Raw genomic sequence first — 19,862 nt, 5'->3', positions numbered from 1 at the left:
ATGGCGGTCATGGCTACTCATGTGATCACCGGAGCGGGCTCCGGCATCGGCGCGGCCGTCGCCCGCCGTCTGCACGAGCGCGGGGACGATCTCGTCCTCCACGCACGCGACGCGGGCCGCGCGAAGGAGCTGGCTGCCCAGTTCCCCGGCGCGAAGACGCTGGTGGGCGACCTGGCGGATCCGGACAAGCTGTCCTGGGCCTTCTCCCACCAGACGTTGCCGGACCGGGTGGACTCCCTGCTGCACATCGCCGGCGTCGTCGACCTGGGCCCGGTGGGCGACCTGACCCCCAAGTCCTGGCGCCACCAGCTCAACGTCAACCTGATCTCCCCGGCCGAGCTGACCCGCCACTTCCTGCCGCAACTGCGCGCCGCCCGCGGTCACGTGGTCTTCGTGAACTCGGGCGCCGGCCTCAACGCCCACGCCGACTGGTCCGCGTACGCCGCCTCCAAGCACGGCCTGAAGGCCCTGGCCGACTCCCTGCGCCACGAGGAGCACGGCAACGGCGTCAGGGTGACCACGGTCTACCCCGGCCGGACGGCCAGCCCCATGCAGGCCAAGGTGCACCAGCAGGAGGGCAAGGAGTACGACCCGTCGAAGTGGATCGACCCCGAGTCGGTGGCGACGGCGATCCTGATGGCCCTGGACCTGCCGAGGGACGCGGAGGTCAACGACCTGACGGTGCGGCCGGGGCGCTGACGCGGCCGCACGGTTGAAGGCTCGCGGGCGGGGTTGCATAGGCTGCCCGGGTGAGTGAAAACAGTCCGTTCACCTTCGCCCCCGCCACCGGGATCGGTTCCCTGCCCGGCGGCGACGCCCGCGAGGCCGCCAAGGCCGCCACCGGATCCTTCGACGACTTCCCCTTCCTCGCCGAGCTGCCCGCCCGTGGTCCCGGCGCGGACATGATCGGGCGGACCGCCGGGATGCTCGTCGAGCTGTACGCGCGCGTGGAGCCCAGCGGCTGGCGGATCGGGGACCGGCCGGGACGGGACACCAAGCGGGCCCGGTCGTGGCTGGGGGAGGACCTGGACGCGCTGGAGGAATTCACCCAGGGCCACCAGGGGCTGTTGAAGGTCCAGGCCGTGGGCCCCTGGACCCTGGCCGCCGCGCTGGAGCTGAAGAACGGCGAGGCCGCGCTGTCCGACCCGGGCGCCTGCCGCGACCTCGCCGCCTCGCTCGCCGAGGGGCTGCGACTGCACCTGGAGGAGATCCGGCGCCGCGTCCCCGGCGCCCGGGTCGTCCTCCAGCTCGACGAACCCTCCCTCGTCGCCGTGCTGCGCGGCCAGGTGAGGACCGCCAGCGGGTACCGGACCCACCGGGCGGTGGACCGGCAGATCGTCGAGGCCACGCTCCGCGACGTCGTCGGGGTTCACGGAGACGGCCCCGTCGTGGTGCACTCGTGCGCACCGGACGTCCCGTTCGCCCTGCTGCGCCGGGCGGGCGCGGCGGCGATCTCCTTCGACTTCTCCCTGCTCACCGAGCGTGACGACGAAGCGATCGGTGAGGCGGTGGAAGCGGGGACCCGGCTCTTCGCCGGTGTCGTCCCCGGCACGGACGGCCCGTTGTCGGACCCTGCCGGTAGCGTCATGGGTGTCAGGACGCTGTGGCGCAGGCTGGGGCTGTCACCGGGGCTTCTCGCGGAGGCGGTCACCATCACGCCGTCGTGCGGACTCGCGGGGGCCTCCCCGCAGTACGCGCGCCGGGCCCTCGCCCACTGCGCCCGGGCGGCGAGATCCCTCGCGGACAACCCAGAGTAACGGGAGGACAACACGGTGGCCGGCGACAAGCAGGCGGAGACGACGGCGGTGCCAGCCGAGGCCCGCGAAGAGCACGCGAAGCTGGCGGAGCAGGTCGAGGAGCACCGCTTCCGGTACTACGTGAAGGACGCGCCGGTCATCAGCGACGCGGACTTCGACAAACTGCTGAAGACGCTGGAGGCCCTGGAGGAGAAGCACCCGGAGCTGCGCACGCCGGACTCCCCGACCCAGAAGGTCGCCGGGTCCTACGAGACGGAGTTCACGGCCGTCGAGCACCGCCAGCGGATGCTCTCGCTCGACAACACCTTCAACGACGACGAACTCGCCGCCTGGGCCGACCGCATCGCGCGGGAACTGGGCGAGCAGGAGTACCACTTCCTGTGCGAGCTGAAGGTCGACGGCCTCGCCGTCAACCTCACGTACGTCAACGGCCGGCTCACCCGCGCCGCGACCCGGGGTGACGGCCGCACCGGCGAGGACATCACCCCGAACGTCCGGACCATCGCGGAGATCCCGGACCGGCTCACAGGCGACGACGTCCCCGACCTGGTGGAGATCCGCGGCGAGGTCTACTTCCCGATGGAGAAGTTCCTCGACCTCAACGAGCGACTGGTCGCCGCGGGCGACAAGCCCTTCGCCAACCCCCGTAACGCCGCCGCCGGTTCGCTGCGCCAGAAGGACCCGCGGGTCACCGCCACCCGCCCGCTGCACATGGTCGTCCACGGCATCGGCGCCCTGGAGGGCTTCACGGGCATGACCCGCCTCTCCCAGGCCTACGACCTCCTCAAGACCTGGGGCCTGCCCACCTCGCGGCACAACCGGGTGGTCGACGACCTCGGCGGCGTACGGGAGTTCATCGCCCACTACGGCGAGAACCGCCACTCCGTCGAGCACGAGATCGACGGAGTCGTCGTCAAGCTCGACGAGATCCGCCTGCAGGGCCGCCTCGGCTCCACCGCGCGCGCGCCGCGCTGGGCGATCGCGTACAAGTACGCGCCGGAGGAGGTCAACACCAAGCTCGTCGACATCAAGGTCGGCGTCGGGCGCACCGGCCGGGTCACCCCGTACGCCCAGGTCGAGCCGGTCACCGTCGCGGGCAGTGAGGTCGAGTTCGCGACCCTGCACAACCAGGAGGTCGTCAAGGCCAAGGGCGTGCTCATCGGAGACACCGTGGTCATCCGCAAGGCCGGGGACGTCATCCCGGAGATCCTCGGCCCGGTCGTCGACCTGCGTGACGGCAGCGAGCGGGAGTTCGTGATGCCGGGCGAGTGCCCCGAATGCGGTACACCGCTCAGGCCCATGAAGGAGGGCGACATCGACCTCCGGTGCCCCAACGCCCGTACCTGCCCGGCCCAGTTGCGGGAGCGGGTCTCCTACCTCGCCGGCCGCGAGTGCCTGGACATCGAGCACTTCGGTGACGTGGCCGCCGCCGCGCTCACCCGTCCGCTGGAGCCGGCCGACCCGCCGCTGGTCGACGAGGGCGACCTGTTCGACCTGACGGTCGAGAAGCTGCTGCCGATCAGGGCCTATGTCCTCGATCCGGACAGCGGCCTGCCGAAGCGGGACCCCAAGACCGGCGAGGAGAAGGTCGTCACGGTCTTCGCCAACCAGAAGGGCGAGCCGAAGAAGAACACCCTCGCCCTGCTGGCGAACATCGAGGCGGCGAAGCAGCGTCCGCTGGCCCGGTTCCTCAACGGCCTGTCCATCCGGCACGTCGGACCGGTGGCGGCGCAGGCCCTCGCGCGGGAGTTCCGCTCGGTGGACCGCATCGAGCAGGCCACGGAAGAGGAGTTGGCGGGGACCAGCGGTGTCGGCCCCATCATCGCGGCCGCGCTCAAGGAATGGTTCGCCGAGGAGTGGCACCGCGAGATCGTCCGCAAGTGGAAGGCCGCCGGAGTCCCGCTGGAGGAACAGTCCACCGGAGAGGACGAAGGGCCCCGTCCGCTGGAAGGGCTTACCGTCGTCGTCACCGGCACGCTGGAGAACTTCACCCGTGACGGCGCCAAGGAGGCACTGCAAAGTCGCGGGGCGAAGGTGACCGGTTCGGTTTCGAAGAAGACCTCCTTTGTGGTCGTCGGTGACAGTCCTGGGTCCAAATACGACAAGGCCATGCAGCTCAAGGTGCCTGTTCTGAACGAGGACGGTTTCGGGGTCCTGCTGGAACAGGGACCCGAAGCGGCGGCCGAAGTCGCACTGCCGACGGAGCAGTAGCGGTTGAACTCGCCCTGATCGGCGCATACCAGATGCATACGGGTGGCTGGGGCGCATTCGGGCAACCGTCGACGACCGCTGCCCGTGGAAGCGTTCTGCGGCCTACTGTTGAGGGGTGCGCCTGCCGTGCCCAGCTGCGGTCGGGGCATCCCCCTTGCTCCTCGGGGGCGGGGGAAGGGTTTTCCATCGCGGTGCCGTTGAGGGTTGTCGTCGGGCATCGGGCCGCGTGGCGTGGGCACCGCCGGTTGTGAGAGGGACGGGAATGGAACCGACCGATAGCGCCGCCCCGCACTCACGGCTGCGCCGGATGACGGGCGTGTGGCGGGGGCGCGCGGCGCGCACCGCGGAGCGTTCGCGGGTGGAAAGTGGCGCGGGGAGGGCGGGGCGGCGCACCGTGGCGGAGACGCACACCGTCGCCGTGCAGCGCGACGCCGAGCGCGCCGACGCACTGGCGGGCTCCGACCACGACCGGCACCTGTCCTGGCCCGCGCTGCCCGCGGCGGTCGTCGCGGCCGCCGGGTTCGTTCTCGGCGCGGGGTTCTACCGGGCGTTCACCGGCGACCAAGCCCTCTTCCCGTCCGGCACCGTCGGCTGGTCCCTGGCCGTGCTGACCGGCATCATCGTCGGCCACCTCGTCGCCCTCGGGCGCGCCCGCTGGTGGGGCGGCACCGGCTCCGGCGCCGCCCTCACCCTCGCCGTGCTCATGCTGTACGGCTGGGTGCCCGCCGGCATGGTCAGCCTCACCGTCGTCGTCCTGGTCGGGGCCGCCCGCCGGGGCCGCTGGCGACAGGGCGTGCTGCACGGGTCCGTGGACATCCTCGGCATCGCCGCCGGTGCCCTCGTGCTGGCCGCCTTCGGACGTGTCCCGACGGTCGAGAACCCCTGGGACCCGGACACCTGGACCCTCTACACCCTCCCCGGGGTGGTGCTGGTCGCCGCCGCCTACCTCGCGGTCACCCGAGTCCTGATCTGGTATCTGCACGCCCCGCGCGGCGGTCTGCCCACCGTCGCCCGTACCGCGCTGGTCAGACAGGGCCTCGTCGCCGTCGCACTGCTCGGCATCGCACCGCTGGTGTGCGTGGTGGCCACCGCCAAGCCCCTTCTGCTGCCCCTGTTCGCCATCCCGCTCATCGCCCTCGACTCCACGCTGTGGATAGCCCGGGCCCGGGCGGAGGAGCAGCTGCGCGACCCGCTGACCGGGCTGCCCAACCGGCAGTGGCTGCTGGAGCGCATCTGGACCGCGCTCGACGACGCCGAGCGCATCGGCGCCCGGTCCGCCCTGATGCTGATCGACCTCGACCGTTTCCGATCGGTCAATGACACGCTCGGCCATCTCGCCGGTGACCGGTTGCTTCTGCAGATCGCCGACCGGCTGCGACTCGCACTGCCGCGCGGAGCGGAGGCCGCGCGGCTCGGTGGCGACGAGTTCGCCGTCTTACTGCCGGTCGCCGACTCCACGACGTCCGCCACCCGGGTCGCCCGTGGTCTCGTCGCGGCCCTCAGCTCCCCGCTCGACCTCGACGGCCTCACCCTGGTCCTGGAAGCCAGCGCCGGCGTCGCCGTCTTCCCCGACCACGCCCTCGACGCCGAGGGGCTGCTCCGGCGGGCCGACGTCGCGATGTACCAGGCGAAGCGGGACCGTACGGGCGTGGAGGTCTACGAATCGAAGCGGGACTCGAACACCCCGGACCGCCTGGGTCTGCTGGGCGATCTGCGCCGCGCCCTCGACGCGCACGAGGTCGACCTGCACTACCAGCCGAAGGTCCGCTTCGACGGACAGGTAGCCGGCCTGGAGGCGCTGGTCCGCTGGGTGCACCCCGAGCGCGGGAAGGTGCCGCCGGACGAGTTCATAGCGATCGCCGAGTCGTCGGGCCTGATGCCGCATCTGACCGAGTACGTGCTGGAGACGGCGCTCGGGCAGGTGGCGCAGTGGCGCTCCCAGGGCCTGTACGTGCCGGTCGCGGTCAACGTCTCCCCGCGTGACGTCCACACACCCGGATTCGCGGGCTCGGTCGCGGCGCGGCTCGCCCGGCACGGAGTCCCCGCGGGGGCGCTCCAGCTGGAGATAACGGAACACGTCCTCCTGGAGGACCCGCAGCGTGCCGCGGACACCCTCGCCGGTCTGACCGGTCACGGCGTGAAGATGTCGCTGGACGACTTCGGCACCGGGTACTCCTCGCTCGTGCACCTGAGACGGCTGCCCGTGAGCGAGCTGAAGATCGACCGCTCGTTCGTGGCCCGGCTCGCGGTGGACAACGAGGACGCGGAGATCGTGCGCTGCACCGTGGATCTGGCGCACTCCCTCGGCCTGCTCGTGGTCGCCGAAGGTGTCGAGGACGACGAGACGTGGGAGCGGCTGCGGGACCTCGGCTGCGACGCCGTCCAGGGCTGGCTGGTCGCGGCGGCGATGCCCGCGGAGGAGACGACGGCCTGGCTGCGGGCGCGGGGGTCGCGCGGATGGCAGCGCCCCCGGGCCGCGTTGCCGGCCGCCGAGTGACCCGTCCACCCCGCCGCCCTACGTTCCCGCGGTGAAGTGCCCCGTCAGCAGCTCCAGTCGCCGTTCGTGCGCCCCCTCCGGCAGCCGTCCGCTGCGCATCAGCGTCACCAGGCCGTGCAGACCCGCCCAGTAGGTCTCCGTCAGCAGACCCAGGTCCTCACCCTCCCGCGCGATCGGCTCCACGGCTCGCCGTAGCTCACCGAAGGCTTCCTGCAGCGGCGCCGGTGCCTCCGGCGTGGCGAACGGCAGGTCCACCCGGTGGGTGAACATCGCGTCGTACAACGCCGGTCGGCGCCGCGCGAACGCCGTGTAGGCCTCGCCCACCGCCGCGAGCGCTGCGCGCCTGCCGTTCGCCGCCGCGCGCGCCGTACGCAACTCGGCGGCCATCTCGGCGCAGCCCTGCACGGCCACCGCCGCCATGATCGCGTCCTTGCCCTTGAAGTGGCTGTAGAGGACGGGCTGGCTGTACTCGATCTCCGCGGCCAGGCGGCGTGTGGTGACCGCTTCCCAGCCCTCCGCCTCCGCCAGCTCCTGCGCGGCCCTGACGATCAGCCGCTCGCGCTCCGCTCGTTCGCGCTCCCGGCGCGTCTGGATGGACATGACCGTCATCCTAGCAGCGCTAGCCAATCTGTCATTGCTCTGCTAGCTTCGCTCTTGTCGCTAGCACTGCTAGCGACACCGCCCCGGCCACCGACGAGGAGACCCGCCATGACCGTGACCGCGTACACCCTGGCCGTCGTGCTCAACCTGTTCGTCCTGTACATCGGGGCCCGCTTCCTCCTTCAGCCCCGCCCCTCCGCCGCCGGCTACGGCGTCCCGGCCGATCCCGACGGCGACGCCTCCGCGTACCTCACGGTCAAGGGGCTGCGCGACGGCACCCTGGGGCTGCTGGGCCTGGCGCTGCTGGCGTTCGCCGGTGCCGAGGCCGAAGCGTGGTTCATGCTCTGCGTGGCGGTGATCCCGCTGTGCGACACCGTGATCGTGCTGCGCCACGGCGGGAAGAAGGCGGTGGCGTTCGGGGTCCACTTCGCCACGGCCGTCGTCGTGCTGATCAGCGCGGCGCTGCTGTTCACCGTCTGAGCCGGCGGATCCGCCGGGCGGCGAGCGACGAGTGTCGGCCGCCGGGGGACGTACCGCTGGATGCCGCACCGCCGGGCGGGGCGAAACCGTTTCACGCGCATCGGTCCCCGCCCCATAGGATTGCGCCAAACCACACACACTCACCCAGAGGATCGCTGCATGCCTGGCATCACGCGCGAGGAGGTCGCCCACCTCGCCCGGCTGGCGCGTCTGGAGCTGAAGCCCGAAGAGCTCGACCACTTCGCAGGCCAGCTCGACGACATCATCGGCGCGGTCGCCCGCGTCAGCGAGGTCGCCGACCAAGACGTACCGCCGACCTCGCACCCGCTCCCGCTGACGAACGTCATGCGCGAGGACGAGGTCCGTCCCTCGCTCACCCCCGAGCAGGCGCTCTCCGGCGCCCCGGCCCAGGAGCAGCAGCGTTTCAAGGTGCCGCAGATCCTGGGGGAGGACTAAGAAGCCATGACGGCCAAGAACATCGAATACTGCATCAAGCTCACCGCCGCCGAGACCGCCGAGAAGATCGCCTCCGGCGAGCTCACCGCGGTCGAGGTCACCGAGGCCCACCTGGCCCGCATCGAGGCCGTCGACGAGAAGGTGCACGCCTTCCTGCACGTCGACCGAGAGGGTGCCCTCGCGCAGGCCCGCGCCGTCGACGAGAAGCGGGCCAAGGGGGAGAAGCTCGGTCCGCTGGCCGGTGTCCCCCTCGCGCTCAAGGACATCTTCACCACCGAGGGCATCCCCACGACCGTCGGCTCGAAGATCCTCGAAGGGTGGATCCCGCCGTACGACGCCACCCTCACCAAGAAGCTCAAGGCCGCTGACGTCGTCATCCTCGGCAAGACCAACATGGACGAGTTCGCCATGGGGTCCTCGACCGAGAACAGCGCCTACGGGCCGACCGGCAACCCCTGGGACCTCACCAAGATCCCCGGTGGTTCGGGCGGTGGCTCCTCCGCCGCGCTCGCCTCCTTCCAGGCGCCCCTCGCCATCGGCACCGACACCGGCGGCTCCATCCGCCAGCCGGCCGCCGTCACCGGCACGGTCGGCGTCAAGCCGACGTACGGGGCCGTGTCCCGCTACGGCATGGTCGCCTTCTCCTCCTCCCTCGACCAGGGCGGGCCCTGCGCCCGTACGGTCCTGGACGCGGCCCTGCTCCACGAGGTCATCGCCGGGCACGACCCGCTGGACTCGACCTCCATCGACGCCCCGGTCCCGCCGGTCGTCGAGGCCGCCCGCAACGGCAGCGTCCAGGGCATGCGCGTCGGCGTCGTCAAGCAGTTCCGCGGCGAGGGCTACCAGGCCGGAGTCATCCAGCGGTTCGACGAGTCCGTCGAGCTGCTGAAGGAACTCGGCGCCGAGATCGTCGAGCTGGACTGCCCGTCCTTCGACCTCGCGCTGTCGGCGTACTACCTGATCGCCCCCTCCGAGTGCTCCTCCAACCTCGCCCGCTTCGACGGCCTGCGCTACGGCCTGCGGACCGGCGACGACGGCACGCACTCCGCCGAGGAGGTCACCTCGCTCACCCGTGAGGCGGGCTTCGGCCCGGAGGTGAAGCGCCGCATCATGCTCGGCACGTACGCCCTGAGCTCCGGCTACTACGACGCGTACTACGGCAGCGCCCAGAAGGTCCGCACGCTCATCACGCGCGACTTCGAGAAGGCCTTCGAGCAGGTCGACGTGATCGTCTCCCCGACGACGCCGACCACCGCCTTCGCGATCGGCGAGCGTGCCGACGACCCGATGGCGATGTACCTCGCCGACCTGTGCACCATCCCGACGAACCTCGCGGGCAACGCGGCCATGTCGCTGCCCTGCGGTCTGGCACCGGAGGACAACCTCCCGGTCGGCCTGCAGATCATCGCCCCGGCGATGAAGGACGACCGCCTGTACAAGGTCGGGGCGGCCGTCGAGGCGGCCTTCGTGGAAAAGTGGGGTCACCCGCTGATCGAGGAGGCTCCGTCGCTGTGAGTAAGGCAATGTCCAAGGCCAAGGGCTTCAAGAAGTCCAAGTCCGGCCTGTACCTGTCCATGGCCACCACCGCGTTCGGTGCGGTCAACGTCGTCAAGCAGGCCAAGAAGGCCCGCCTGGAGAGCGACACGCTGCGCCTGATCGACGCCGCAGTGTCCGCCACCGCCATCGTCACCGGCCTCGCCATCCTCTACCGCGAGCTGAAGCGGCTGGGCGACGACGACGTCCTGCTGGGCTGAGAGGGAAGTTTCACCGTGACCACCACGACCGACCTGGTGTCGTACGAGGACGCGCTGGCGTCGTACGACCCCGTCATGGGCCTTGAGGTCCATGTCGAACTCGGCACCAAGACCAAGATGTTCTGCGGCTGTTCGACCGCCCTCGGGCAGGACGCCAACACCCAGACCTGCCCCGTCTGCCTCGGCCTGCCCGGCGCGCTCCCGGTCGTCAACGCGACCGGCGTCGAGTCCGCGATCAAGATCGGTCTCGCGCTGAACTGCGAGATCGCCGAGTGGTGCCGCTTCGCCCGGAAGAACTACTTCTATCCGGACATGCCGAAGAACTTCCAGACCTCCCAGTACGACGAGCCGATCGCCTTCAACGGTTACCTCGACGTCCAGCTGGAGGACGGCGAGACCTTCCGCGTGGAGATCGAGCGCGCCCACATGGAGGAGGACACCGGCAAGTCGACGCACGTCGGCGGCGCCACCGGCCGTATCCACGGCGCGTCCCACTCCCTGCTGGACTACAACCGCGCCGGCATCCCGCTCATCGAGATCGTCACCAAGCCGATCGTGGGCGCGGGCGAGCGCGCCCCCGAGGTGGCGAAGGCGTACGTCCGTGAGCTGCGCGAGCTCATCAGGTCGCTCGGCGTCTCCGAGGCCCGCATGGAGATGGGCCAGATGCGCTGCGACGTGAACCTGTCGCTGCGCCCGAACGGCACCGAGAAGTTCGGCACGCGCTCCGAGACGAAGAACGTCAACTCGCTGCGTTCCGTGGAGCGGGCCTGCCGTTACGAGATCCAGCGCCATGCGGCGGTGCTGTCGTCCGGCGGCACGATCGTCCAGGAGACCCGCCACTTCCACGAGGACACCGGGTCCACGACCTCGGGCCGGGTGAAGGAGGAGGCCGAGGACTACCGGTACTTCCCCGAGCCGGACCTGGTGCCGGTGGCCCCCTCGCGCGAGTGGGTCGAGGAGATCCGGGCGGCCCTGCCCGAGCTGCCGCTGGCCCGCCGTACCCGGCTCCTCGCGGAGTGGGGCATCTCTGCCGTCGACATGCAGGCGATCCTCAACGCCGGTGCCCTGGACCTGATCGTCGCCACGATCGACGCCGGTGCCGACGCGGCCTCCGCCCGCAAGTGGTGGATGGGCGAACTGGCCCGCAGCGCCAACGAGTCGGGCAAGGCGCTCGACGAGCTGGCGATCACTCCGGCGCAGGTCGCCCGGGTCACCGAGCTGGTCTCGAAGGGTGACCTGAACGACAAGCTGGCCCGCCAGGTCATCGAGGGCGTCCTCGCGGGCGAGGGCACCCCGGACGAGGTCGTCGACAAGCGCGGTCTGAAGGTCGTCTCCGACGAGGGCGCGCTCACCGCCGCCGTCGAGGAGGCCATCGCCGGCAACCCGGCCATCGCCGACAAGATCCGCGGCGGCAAGGTGGCCGCGGCCGGCGCCCTGGTCGGCGCGGTCATGAAGGCCACTCGTGGTCAGGCGGACGCGGCCCGCGTCAAGGAGCTGATCCTTCAGAAGCTGGGCGTCAGCGAGGGCTGAGGCCCGCCCTTTCACCAGCGAGGGGGACACACCGCGACCGGTGTGTCCCCCTCGGCTCGTTCTCAGTAACGGCGTCCCACGAGTCGTACGAAGCCCAGCGCGCGGCCCTCGTCCGCCCGCACCAGGTCGCCGTTCCGGCGGGCCATCGTGCGGTGGAACTCCTCGGGGCTCTCCTCGGCGACCACCTCGCACCACAGCAGCCAGTCCCGCCAGCCGTCCTCCAGCCAGTCGGCGGCCTCGACCTCGACGGCTGCGCTGCGGGTCCAGTGGCGCCGCCACCACCCGGCGGAGTGGAAGGACCAGAAGTCGGGCTCCCACCACGGCTCGAGGTGCTCCGGCGGCTCGGTGCCCGCCGGCTCCTCCCGGAGTGCGGGAACGACGACACCGATCCGCCCGCCGGGCTTCAGCAGCCGGGTGAGCGTGGGCAGATAGAGATCGTTCGTGCCGAAGTAGTGGTAGGCGTCGATGCTCACGATCGCATCGAAGCTGCCCTCGGCGAACGGCAGGTCGTGCGCCTCGGCGTGCACGGGCAGCACGCGGTCGGCGAACCCGGCCTCGGCGATGCGCCCGGCGTTGTCGTCGGGCTTGATCCACAGATCGGCGGCGGTGACCTGGACGTCGTACTCCCTGGCCAGGAAGATCGACGTCATCGCCCGGCCGCAGCCCAGGTCGAGGACGCGAGCGCCGGGGCGCAGGGCGTCCAGGCCGAGCGCGGGGGCCAGCCACTCCAGCAGCCACAGCGCGTTCGGGCCCATCTCGTTCTCGATGACCCAGCGGGGGTCGTAGCCGTTGCTGCGCGGGTAGCAGGCGTGGGTCAGCCGCTTGTGGAGGTCCTCACTCGAGGTCCTCGGGGTGATGTCCGGCATCGGTGAACGGGCTCCTTGAGTCCGGTGAAGCGGAAAGGGGTACGTCGGAGCTCGATCGGACGCTCAAACAATGCACCTGCCCAGGTCGGCGGCGATGTGCCGCGGGACGGCCGACCTTCGGAAGCTAGCAGCCGGCGCCACCGCCCCGCCTCCGGTTTTCCGGCGCGACGCGCTACGCTCGCCCGCCATGAGTGGACGCGGTGATTCCGAAATAGCCGAGACTGTGGAGGAGCAGTCCGACCTGGGCGACGCGGAGGCCCTGGAGGACGACGAGGACCCGGCGCACGAGGCGCGGCGGGCCCGTTGGACGGCTGCCGGGACCGGGGCGCTTCTGGCCCTCGCCGGGCTGGCCGCCGCGGCGCTGCGCATCACCGGTTCCGCCCCGGCCCTCGTCCCGGCCGCCTACGCCTTCGGCGCCGCCGTCTGCGCGCTCGCCGCCGCCCTCGGCCATCGGGGGCGGACCCGGCGGGCGCTGTGGCTGCTGATCGCCGGGGTGATGGTGATGGCGCTGGGGGACCAGTTCGACTGATGTGAAAGGCGTCACTCCCGCACGACAGAGCGGCCGTGACTGTCCTGTGATCTGCCTCCCACTTGTGTGAATAACCCCACGAACGCGGCAAACGATCATTTTCGCCTGCGAGAGTTTGCTTCACATCGCTCAAGCGTTCTTTGCGGGCTGTTCACTTCATGGACGACTGTTCCCGATCAAAGATCCACACATCGCCCCCGGGAGCACGTTCGTGGCAGCCCTTGCACGCTGGTGTGTCCAACGCCGCCTCGTCGCCGTACTGCTCTGGCTGCTCGCCTTCGGCGGGGTGTCCGCGGCCGCGGTCGTGACGGGCACCGCGTACTCGAACGACTACGAGGTCCCCGGCACCGAGTCGGGCCGTGCCACCCAGCTGCTCCAGGACGGTTTCCCCGGCCTCGGCGGCGACAGCGACACCGTCGTCTGGCACACCACGTCCGGCACCGTCCGCGCCCCCGACGTCGAGCAGACCATGACCCGGACGCTGGACAGGATCGCGCAACTGCCCGGCGTCGCGGCCGTCGGCAGCCCGTACGACAAGCAGGGCGCCCCCCAGATCAGCGCGGACGGGCACACGGCGTACGCCACCGTCACCTTCGACGACAGCGCGGAGAACCTCGACGAGGGCGAGGCCGAGGCCGTCGTGAGCGCCGCCGAGGCCGCCGAGGGCGACGGGCTCCGGGTGGAGCTGGGCGGCAGCGCCGTCGGGCTCACCGAATCACCGGGCGGGCACCTCGCCGAGGTCGTCGGGGTCGCCGTGGCGGCGGTGGTGCTGTTCCTCGCCTTCGGCTCGCTCGCCGCCTCCGTGCTGCCCATCGCGACCGCGCTGGTGAGCGTCGGCACCGCCTATTCCGGGATCGCGCTGCTCGGGCACGCCATGACCGTCGCCGACTTCGCGCCCATGCTCGGCATGCTCATCGGACTCGGCGTCGGCATCGACTACGCGCTGTTCATCGTCACCAGACACCGGCGCGGGCTCAAACGCGGTCTGCCCGTCGCCGAGTCGATCACGAACGCCGTGGCCACCACCGGACGCGCGGTGGTGTTCGCGGGCGCGACGGTCTGCATAGCCCTGCTCGGCATGCTGATCCTCCAGCTCAGCTTCCTGGGCGGCGTCGCGATCGCCGCCTCGCTGACCGTGGTCCTCACGGTCGCCGCCTCCGTGACCCTGCTGCCCGCCCTGCTGTCCTTCATCGGCATGCGCGCCCTCAGCCGCCGTGAGCGCCGCCGGCTCGCCGAGCACGGGCCCGAGCCCGAGCTGCCGACCGGGTTCGCCGCGCGCTGGTCGGCGTTCGTCGAGCGCCACCCCAAGGCGCTCGGCGCGACAGCCCTCGCCGTGATCACCGTCCTCACCCTGCCCACCTTCGGTCTGCGCCTCGGCACCTCGGACCAGGGCAACAACCCGCAGACCTCCACCACCCGCCAGGCCTACGACCTCCTCGCCGACGGCTTCGGCCCCGGCGTGAACGGCCCGCTCACCCTGGTCACCGAGGTCGACGGCGGCCACGACAAGCTCGCCCTCGACAACCTCGACGCCACCCTGCGCACCACCGAGGGCGTCGCGTCGGTGACTCCCGTGACGTTCGACGCGGGCGGGGACATCGCGTACCTCACCGTCGTACCCACGTCCTCCCCGCAGTCGCAGCAGACCAGCGACCTCGTCGACCGGCTGCGCTCCGAGGTCCTGCCGCGCGCCGAGACCGGCACCTCGCTCGACGTGCACGTCGGGGGCATGACGGCCGGCTACGACGACTTCGCCGACGTGATCGTCGGCAAGCTGCCGCTGTTCGTCGGCGTCGTCATCGGCCTCGGCTGTCTGCTGCTCCTGCTCGCCTTCCGGTCCGTCGGCATCCCGCTCAAGGCCGCCGCGATGAACGTCGCCGCCGTCGCCGCCGCCTTCGGAGTCGTCGTGGCGATCTTCCAGTGGGGGTGGGGGAGCGAACTGCTGGGCCTCGGCCGCGCGGGCCCGATCGAGCCCTTCCTCCCCGTGATCATGGTGTCCGTCCTCTTCGGCCTGTCCATGGACTACCAGGTCTTCCTGGTCAGCCGGATGTACGAGGAGTGGCTGGAGACCGGCGACAACCGGCGTGCCGTCCGGGTCGGCCTCGCCGAGACCAGCCGGGTGATCAACTCCGCCGCGGTCATCATGATCTCGGTCTTCCTCGCCTTCGTCCTCAGCGGTGACCGCGTGATCGCCATGTTCGGCATCGCCCTGGCCGCCGCCGTCGCCCTGGACGCCTTCGTCCTGCGCACCCTCCTCGTCCCCGCCCTGATGCACCTGCTCGGCGGCGCCAACTGGTGGCTGCCCCGCTGGCTCGACAAGCGCATGCCGCGCATCAGCATCGAGCCGCCCGAGTCCCGTGCCGCCCATGAGAGGCTGGCCGCCGCGACGGACGCCGAGGTGGCGGACGTGCTGGCGGAGGAGGAACGACAGCGGGATGTACGCGATATCGCTGGGTGACGACGGAGCCGAGCTGCGCCCCCTGGAGCTCTGGCACGCCGAGGAGTTCCTGGCCCACCTGGAGCGGGGAAGGGACTTCATCAACCAGTACGTGCCCTTCGGCTCGACGGCCACGGACCCGGCGTCGGCGCGGGAGGTGCTCCAGCGGTACGCCGACATGCGTGCCGCCGACACCGGGTCCCTGCACGGCCTGTGGCTGGAGGAGAAGCTGGTGGGCGGTGTGCTCTTCCTCAACTTCGACGCCGAGAACGCCAACTGCGAGGTCGGCTGCTGGCTGGAGCCCGCCGGCACCGGGCGAGGGCTCGTCACGCGCGCGATGCGGGTGCTCATCGACTTCGCGATCGAGCGGCGCGGCATCCACCGCGTCGAGTGGATCGCCTCCGCCGGGAACACGCCGAGCCTGAACGTGGCCCGGCGGCTGGGCATGACCTGCGAGGGCGTGCGCCGGGAGAGCTACCCCTATCGTGGGGTGCGGCACGACCTCGAGGTCTGGTCGATCCTGGCCCCCGAGTGGCGTGAGGCACGCACGCGTGCCGCCCACGAGGATCATTAAGCAACCTCTCAGACAGCGTCCGTACGGTGCGAGGCATGGGAACGAAGACAGTGGACGAGACCGGCGCCGACACCGGCACCAAGGCGAAGACCGACGACGAGAACGTGGACACGGTCGAGACGACCGACACCCACACCGACGCCGGTGCCGCCGGTGAGGCGACGGAGCACGACGACGCCGAGGCCGGGGGCGAGGTGACCGCTCAGGCCACGGAAGAAGGCCCCTCCGGCGTCGGCCAGGGCGCGGGCGCGGTCGTCTCCGCGGCGCTCGGACTCGTCTCCCTGACCGGCAGCTGGGTGGGCACGATCGCCACCGCGCGCGAGAACCTCCTCGGTCAGCTGGAGAACTCCTCCAACTCGAACGTCGACAAGCTGATCCAGGAGGGCTATGTCGACGGCTGGCACGCCGCCGCCCTCTGGGGCGGGCTGTTCGCGCTCGCCGGGCTGCTCGTGGGCGTCTTCGTGCTCATCCGGCCCGCGTTCGGGGCACCCGGCAAGCCGCAGGCCGGATGGATCAAGGCGGTCGCCTGGGGCGGTGTCACGCTCGGTGTCATCGGCCTGCTGCTGGCGGTTCTGAAGTACACCGACGTGCTGCTCGGCATCCCGTCCGTGGGCTGAGACGCCGCGAGAACCCGGGGCCTCAGAGCCACCGTAAGGACCTCTTACGGCGGCTCTGAGGCCCCTTACGCATGTCCGGAGCCCCGCCCGCCGCGGAAGATGCGGAACTCTCCCGATGTGCCGGACCCCCCTGGGCGGCGAAGGTGGGGACATCGCGTCGAACGACGCCGAAGCCCCTCCCTCACCAGGAAAGACAAGGGATCCGTCATGTACGAGTACGAGTTCCACCACCTCCGTTCCGTCGAGCTGATCCGGCAGGCCGAGCACGAGCGCCTGGTCCGGGAGGCCGCCCGTGTCCGCCGTGCCGCGCGCCGTGCGGCCGCGAAGCGCTCCGCGGATGAGGGGGAAGCGGAGGCGCATACGCCGCGCCTCCGGCGGCACCGTCACGCGCGCGCCGCGTGACGGTTCAGGCCGGGCGGACCGGTCGGGCTCGTCCGGCGGACGAGCCCGGGACCGCCCGGTTGTCGGCGCCGCATGCGATGCTCGGCCCCGTGGAGACCAGGTCAGTCAGTCCCGTGTTCGTCGGTCGGACAGCCGAGTTGGAGACGCTCGACGACGCGCTCGCCCGTGCCGCCACGGGCGAGCCGCAGGCGTTGGTGATCGGCGGCGAAGCCGGCGTCGGCAAGACCCGCCTCGTCGAGGAGTTCGCCGCCGCCGCCGTACGCGAGGGCGCCGTCGTCGCACTCGGCGGCTGCGTCGAGATCGGCGCCGACGGGCTGCCGTTCGCCCCCATCTCCACCGCGCTGCGCGCCCTGCGCCGCGAACTGCCCGACGAACTGGCCACCGCCGCCGCCGGCCAGGAGGAGGAACTGGCCCGACTGCTGCCCGAGTTGGGGGAGACGGCGCCACCCCGGGGATCCGACCGGTCCGACGAGGAGGGCATGGCCCGCCTCTTCGAACTCACCGCCCGCCTCCTGGAACGGGTCGCCGCCACCCGCACCGTCGTCGTCGCCCTGGAGGACCTGCACTGGGCCGACGCCTCCACCCGCCACCTGCTCGCCTACCTGTACCGCACCTTGCGCACCGGCCGCCTGGTCGTCCTGGCCACCTACCGCTCCGACGACATCCACCGCCGGCACCCGCTGCGCCCGCTCCTCGCCGAACTCGACCGTGTGCGCACCGTCCGCCGTATCGAACTCGGCCGCTTCACCCGCGCCGAGGTCGGCCGGCAGATCGCCGGCATCCTCGCCGCCCGACCCGACCCGGCCCAGGTCGACGAGATATTCGAACGCTCCGACGGCAACGCCTTCTTCGTCGAGGAACTGGCGGTCGCCGCCCATGAGGGCTGCCGCACCGGCCTCACCGAATCCCTGCGGGACCTGCTCCTCGTCCGGGTGGAGGGGCTGCCCGAGAGCGCCCAGCGGGTCGCCCGGATCGTCGCCGAGGGTGGTTCCACCGTCGAGTACCGGCTGATCGCCGCCGTCGCCCAGCTCGCCGAGGACGACCTCATCGAGGCGCTGCGCGCCGCCGTCAACGCCCACATCCTCATCGCCGCGCCCTCCGGCGACGGCTACCGCTTCCGGCACTCCCTGGTCCGCGAGGCCGTCGGCGACGACCTGCTGCCGGGCGAACGCTCCCGTCTCAACCGCCGCTACGCCGAGGCTCTCCAGGCCGATCCGACACTCGTCCCGGCCGACGAGCGCGTCATGCGGCTCGCCAGCTACTGGTACCACGCGAACGACCCCGCCAAGGCCCTGCCCGCCGTCCTGGACGCCTCCGTCACCGCCCGCCGCCGGCACGCCCACTCCGAGCAACTACAGTTGCTGGAACGCGCGATGGAGCTGTGGGACACCGCCCCCGAGGCCGTGCGGGCCACGCTGCGCCCCGTCGACTGCACGGAGGCCTATCCCCCCTGCGGCTGCGACCCCGCCACCACACCCCTGCGCTATCTCGACCTGATGGCCGAGGCCGCCGTCGCCGGCCGGCTGTGCGGCGAACGGGACCGCGCCCTGAAGATCACCAAGCGGGCGCTGCACCTGCTGGAGGACGAGAACGACCCCCTGCGCGCCGCCTGGTTCTGGGTCCAGCGCTCCCGGCTGGTCCAGGCCCAGGCCCGCGGCGACGGCTGGCAGGAGCTGGGCACCGCCCAGGAACTGGTGCGCGGCCTGCCGCCCTCGGAGGTGCACGCCGAGGTACTGGCCCTGGTCGCCAAGTGGTCGATGCTGCGCCGGCCCGGCCCCGAGGCCCTGTCGGCCGCCGAACGTGCCGTCGCGTACGCACGCATGGTGGGAGCCGAGGACATCGAACTGAACGCGCGTCTCACCCTCGGCGGACTCATGGTCGAGGCCGGGGACATCGAGGCCGGGCTGGCCGAGATGTACGAGGTGCGGGACCAGGTGACCGCCCTCGGCCTGGCGGCGGTGGTGGGCCGCAGCCATGTGAACCTGCCGTCCGTCCTCGAAGGCATCGGCCGCTCCGAGGAGGCCGTCGGCCTCCTGCGCGAGGGCCTGCGGCTCACCCAGGAGATGGGCCTGCGCGGCACCGAGGCCTGGGTCTGGTCGAACCTGGCCGACTCACTGATCTCCCTGGGGCGTTGGAGCGAGGCCGCACAGGCCGCGGTCAACGCCCAGCGGGCCGGGCAGTCCGCGCAGCCGCGCGGCGGAGCCTTCAACAGCCTCGCCTTCCTCGCGCTCGCGCGCGGCGAACTCACCGAGGCGGCCCGCCATCTGGCCGCCGGCCGCGCCTCCTACGGTCCGCACGACGCCATGCCGCAGCACGAGCTGCCGATGTCCTGCCTGGCCCTCGGCATTGCAGCCGCCGAGGGCCGCCTCCTGGACGCCCGCGCCGAAGCCGACCGCGCCCTGGACACCGGCTTCCCACCCGGCACCCAGCGCTATGCCTGGCCACTGCTGCTGGCCGCCGCCGTCGCCGAGTCCGACGCCGGCCAGACGCCGCACCCCGTGCAGGAGGGCCGCGCCGCCTTCCTGGAACGGCTCTTCGAGGCCGTCCGCAAGCTCACCACCGGCGTGCCCCTGTGGCTGGCCTACGAGAAGTGGACCCGAGCCGAACTCGACCGGGCACAGCACCGGGCCACCCCCGACACCTGGTCCGACGTCATCACCGCCTTCGAAGCCCTGGAACGCCCCTACGACCTCGCCCGCGTCCGCCACCGCACGGCCGAGGCGCTGCTCATGGTCGGGGGCGACGACGAGCGTGCCCGCGCCACCGAACTGCTCCGCCTCACCCTGGCGACCGCCGACCACCTGGGGGCCCGCCCCCTCGCCGAAGCCACGGCCCGACTGGCCCGGCGGGCCCGCCTCTCCCTCACCTCGGCCCCACCCCCTTCGGACCCGGCCGACGCCCTCGGCCTCACCACCCGGGAACGGGATGTCCTGCGCCTGGTCTCCGCCGGCCGCACCAACCGCCAGATCGCCGAGGAACTGTTCATCTCCCCGAAGACGGCCAGCGTCCATGTGTCCAACATCCTGGGAAAGCTCGGCGTCTCGGGGCGGGGCGAGGCGGCGGCCGTGGCGCATCGGACGGGCTTGTTCCAGGTGGGAGCCGAGGAGCGGCTCGGCGCCGGATGACGCCGGGCCCTCGCCCGGTCTCCCGCC

The 19,862-nt window shown here is 71.6% G+C and carries 17 protein-coding genes; 15 read left to right on the top strand and 2 right to left on the bottom strand.

The features are described 5' to 3' along the window. Positions 1-9 precede the first annotated feature (9 nt). The 4 genes from ACWCPI_RS23590 (at position 10) to ACWCPI_RS23575 (ending at position 6,465) form a co-directional block, all read left to right on the top strand. Positions 10-699, top strand: a complete 690-nt coding sequence (locus tag ACWCPI_RS23590) for an SDR family oxidoreductase (RefSeq protein WP_451039956.1) — start codon at positions 10-12, stop codon at positions 697-699. A gap of 50 nt (positions 700-749) precedes the next feature. Next, positions 750-1,757 carry a methionine synthase gene (locus ACWCPI_RS23585; protein WP_451039955.1) on the top strand — a complete coding sequence of 336 codons (1,008 nt, stop codon included), beginning with the start codon at positions 750-752 and terminating at the stop codon, positions 1,755-1,757. A gap of 15 nt (positions 1,758-1,772) precedes the next feature. Then, the gene (ligA, locus tag ACWCPI_RS23580) at positions 1,773-3,968 is read left to right on the top strand and encodes an NAD-dependent DNA ligase LigA (RefSeq protein ID WP_451039954.1); all 2,196 of its coding nucleotides are present in this window, start codon (positions 1,773-1,775) and stop codon (positions 3,966-3,968) included. Positions 3,969-4,230: 262 nt separating this feature from the next. Further along, positions 4,231-6,465 (top strand): putative bifunctional diguanylate cyclase/phosphodiesterase, encoded by a 2,235-nt coding sequence (locus tag ACWCPI_RS23575; protein WP_451039953.1) that lies wholly within the window; start codon positions 4,231-4,233, stop codon positions 6,463-6,465. A gap of 18 nt (positions 6,466-6,483) precedes the next feature. On the opposite strand, the gene ACWCPI_RS23570 is transcribed toward ACWCPI_RS23575, so the two are convergent. Beyond that, a complete protein-coding gene (locus ACWCPI_RS23570; RefSeq protein ID WP_451039952.1) occupies positions 6,484-7,065 on the bottom strand; it encodes a TetR/AcrR family transcriptional regulator in 582 nt (193 codons plus the stop codon). Between the two features lie 108 nt (positions 7,066-7,173). On the opposite strand from ACWCPI_RS23570, the gene ACWCPI_RS23565 reads away from it, so the two are divergent. From ACWCPI_RS23565 to gatB, 5 genes are all read left to right on the top strand, one after another. Beyond that, positions 7,174-7,545: a DUF4267 domain-containing protein gene (locus ACWCPI_RS23565; RefSeq protein WP_451039951.1), complete on the top strand. Its 372-nt coding sequence runs from the start codon at positions 7,174-7,176 to the stop codon at positions 7,543-7,545. 159 nt (positions 7,546-7,704) lie between these two features. Beyond that, complete coding sequence (gene gatC / locus ACWCPI_RS23560) at positions 7,705-8,001, top strand: Asp-tRNA(Asn)/Glu-tRNA(Gln) amidotransferase subunit GatC (RefSeq protein WP_019754397.1); 297 nt, start codon at positions 7,705-7,707, stop codon at positions 7,999-8,001. A gap of 6 nt (positions 8,002-8,007) precedes the next feature. Continuing rightward, positions 8,008-9,516, top strand: a complete 1,509-nt coding sequence (gene gatA / locus ACWCPI_RS23555) for an Asp-tRNA(Asn)/Glu-tRNA(Gln) amidotransferase subunit GatA (RefSeq protein WP_451039950.1) — start codon at positions 8,008-8,010, stop codon at positions 9,514-9,516. Continuing rightward, the gene (locus ACWCPI_RS23550; RefSeq protein ID WP_451039949.1) at positions 9,513-9,755 is read left to right on the top strand and encodes a hypothetical protein; all 243 of its coding nucleotides are present in this window, start codon (positions 9,513-9,515) and stop codon (positions 9,753-9,755) included. The genes gatA and ACWCPI_RS23550 overlap by 4 nt, the downstream gene beginning before the upstream one ends. A 15-nt stretch (positions 9,756-9,770) precedes the next feature. Further along, on the top strand, positions 9,771-11,285 hold the full coding sequence (gene gatB, locus ACWCPI_RS23545) for an Asp-tRNA(Asn)/Glu-tRNA(Gln) amidotransferase subunit GatB (RefSeq protein WP_388801127.1): 1,515 nt from the start codon (positions 9,771-9,773) through the stop codon (positions 11,283-11,285). A 62-nt stretch (positions 11,286-11,347) separates the two neighbouring features. Here gatB and ACWCPI_RS23540 read toward each other — a convergent pair whose 3' ends face one another. After that, the gene (locus ACWCPI_RS23540; protein ID WP_451039948.1) at positions 11,348-12,151 is read right to left on the bottom strand and encodes a methyltransferase domain-containing protein; all 804 of its coding nucleotides are present in this window, start codon (positions 12,149-12,151) and stop codon (positions 11,348-11,350) included. A 187-nt stretch (positions 12,152-12,338) separates the two neighbouring features. On the opposite strand from ACWCPI_RS23540, the gene ACWCPI_RS23535 reads away from it, so the two are divergent. The 6 genes from ACWCPI_RS23535 to ACWCPI_RS23510 all read left to right on the top strand — a co-directional run bounded on the left by ACWCPI_RS23535 (position 12,339) and on the right by ACWCPI_RS23510 (position 19,835). Beyond that, entirely contained in the window at positions 12,339-12,680 is a 342-nt protein-coding gene (locus tag ACWCPI_RS23535) for a hypothetical protein (RefSeq protein WP_451039947.1), read from the top strand. Between the two features lie 211 nt (positions 12,681-12,891). After that, the gene (locus ACWCPI_RS23530) at positions 12,892-15,138 is read left to right on the top strand and encodes an MMPL family transporter (RefSeq protein WP_451039946.1); all 2,247 of its coding nucleotides are present in this window, start codon (positions 12,892-12,894) and stop codon (positions 15,136-15,138) included. Next, positions 15,116-15,691 carry a GNAT family N-acetyltransferase gene (locus tag ACWCPI_RS23525; protein WP_451039945.1) on the top strand — a complete coding sequence of 192 codons (576 nt, stop codon included), beginning with the start codon at positions 15,116-15,118 and terminating at the stop codon, positions 15,689-15,691. Before ACWCPI_RS23530 ends, ACWCPI_RS23525 begins: the two co-directional genes overlap by 23 nt. 35 nt (positions 15,692-15,726) lie before the next feature. Next, positions 15,727-16,308 (top strand): hypothetical protein, encoded by a 582-nt coding sequence (locus ACWCPI_RS23520; RefSeq protein WP_451039944.1) that lies wholly within the window; start codon positions 15,727-15,729, stop codon positions 16,306-16,308. A 207-nt stretch (positions 16,309-16,515) separates the two neighbouring features. Further along, positions 16,516-16,710 (top strand): hypothetical protein, encoded by a 195-nt coding sequence (locus ACWCPI_RS23515; RefSeq protein ID WP_451039943.1) that lies wholly within the window; start codon positions 16,516-16,518, stop codon positions 16,708-16,710. A gap of 77 nt (positions 16,711-16,787) precedes the next feature. Beyond that, complete coding sequence (locus ACWCPI_RS23510) at positions 16,788-19,835, top strand: helix-turn-helix transcriptional regulator (protein ID WP_451040019.1); 3,048 nt, start codon at positions 16,788-16,790, stop codon at positions 19,833-19,835. Positions 19,836-19,862: the final 27 nt, after the last annotated feature.

This window comes from Streptomyces sp. NPDC001920 (genome assembly GCF_053594495.1).
This window is presented reverse-complemented; position numbering and strand designations above follow the sequence as displayed.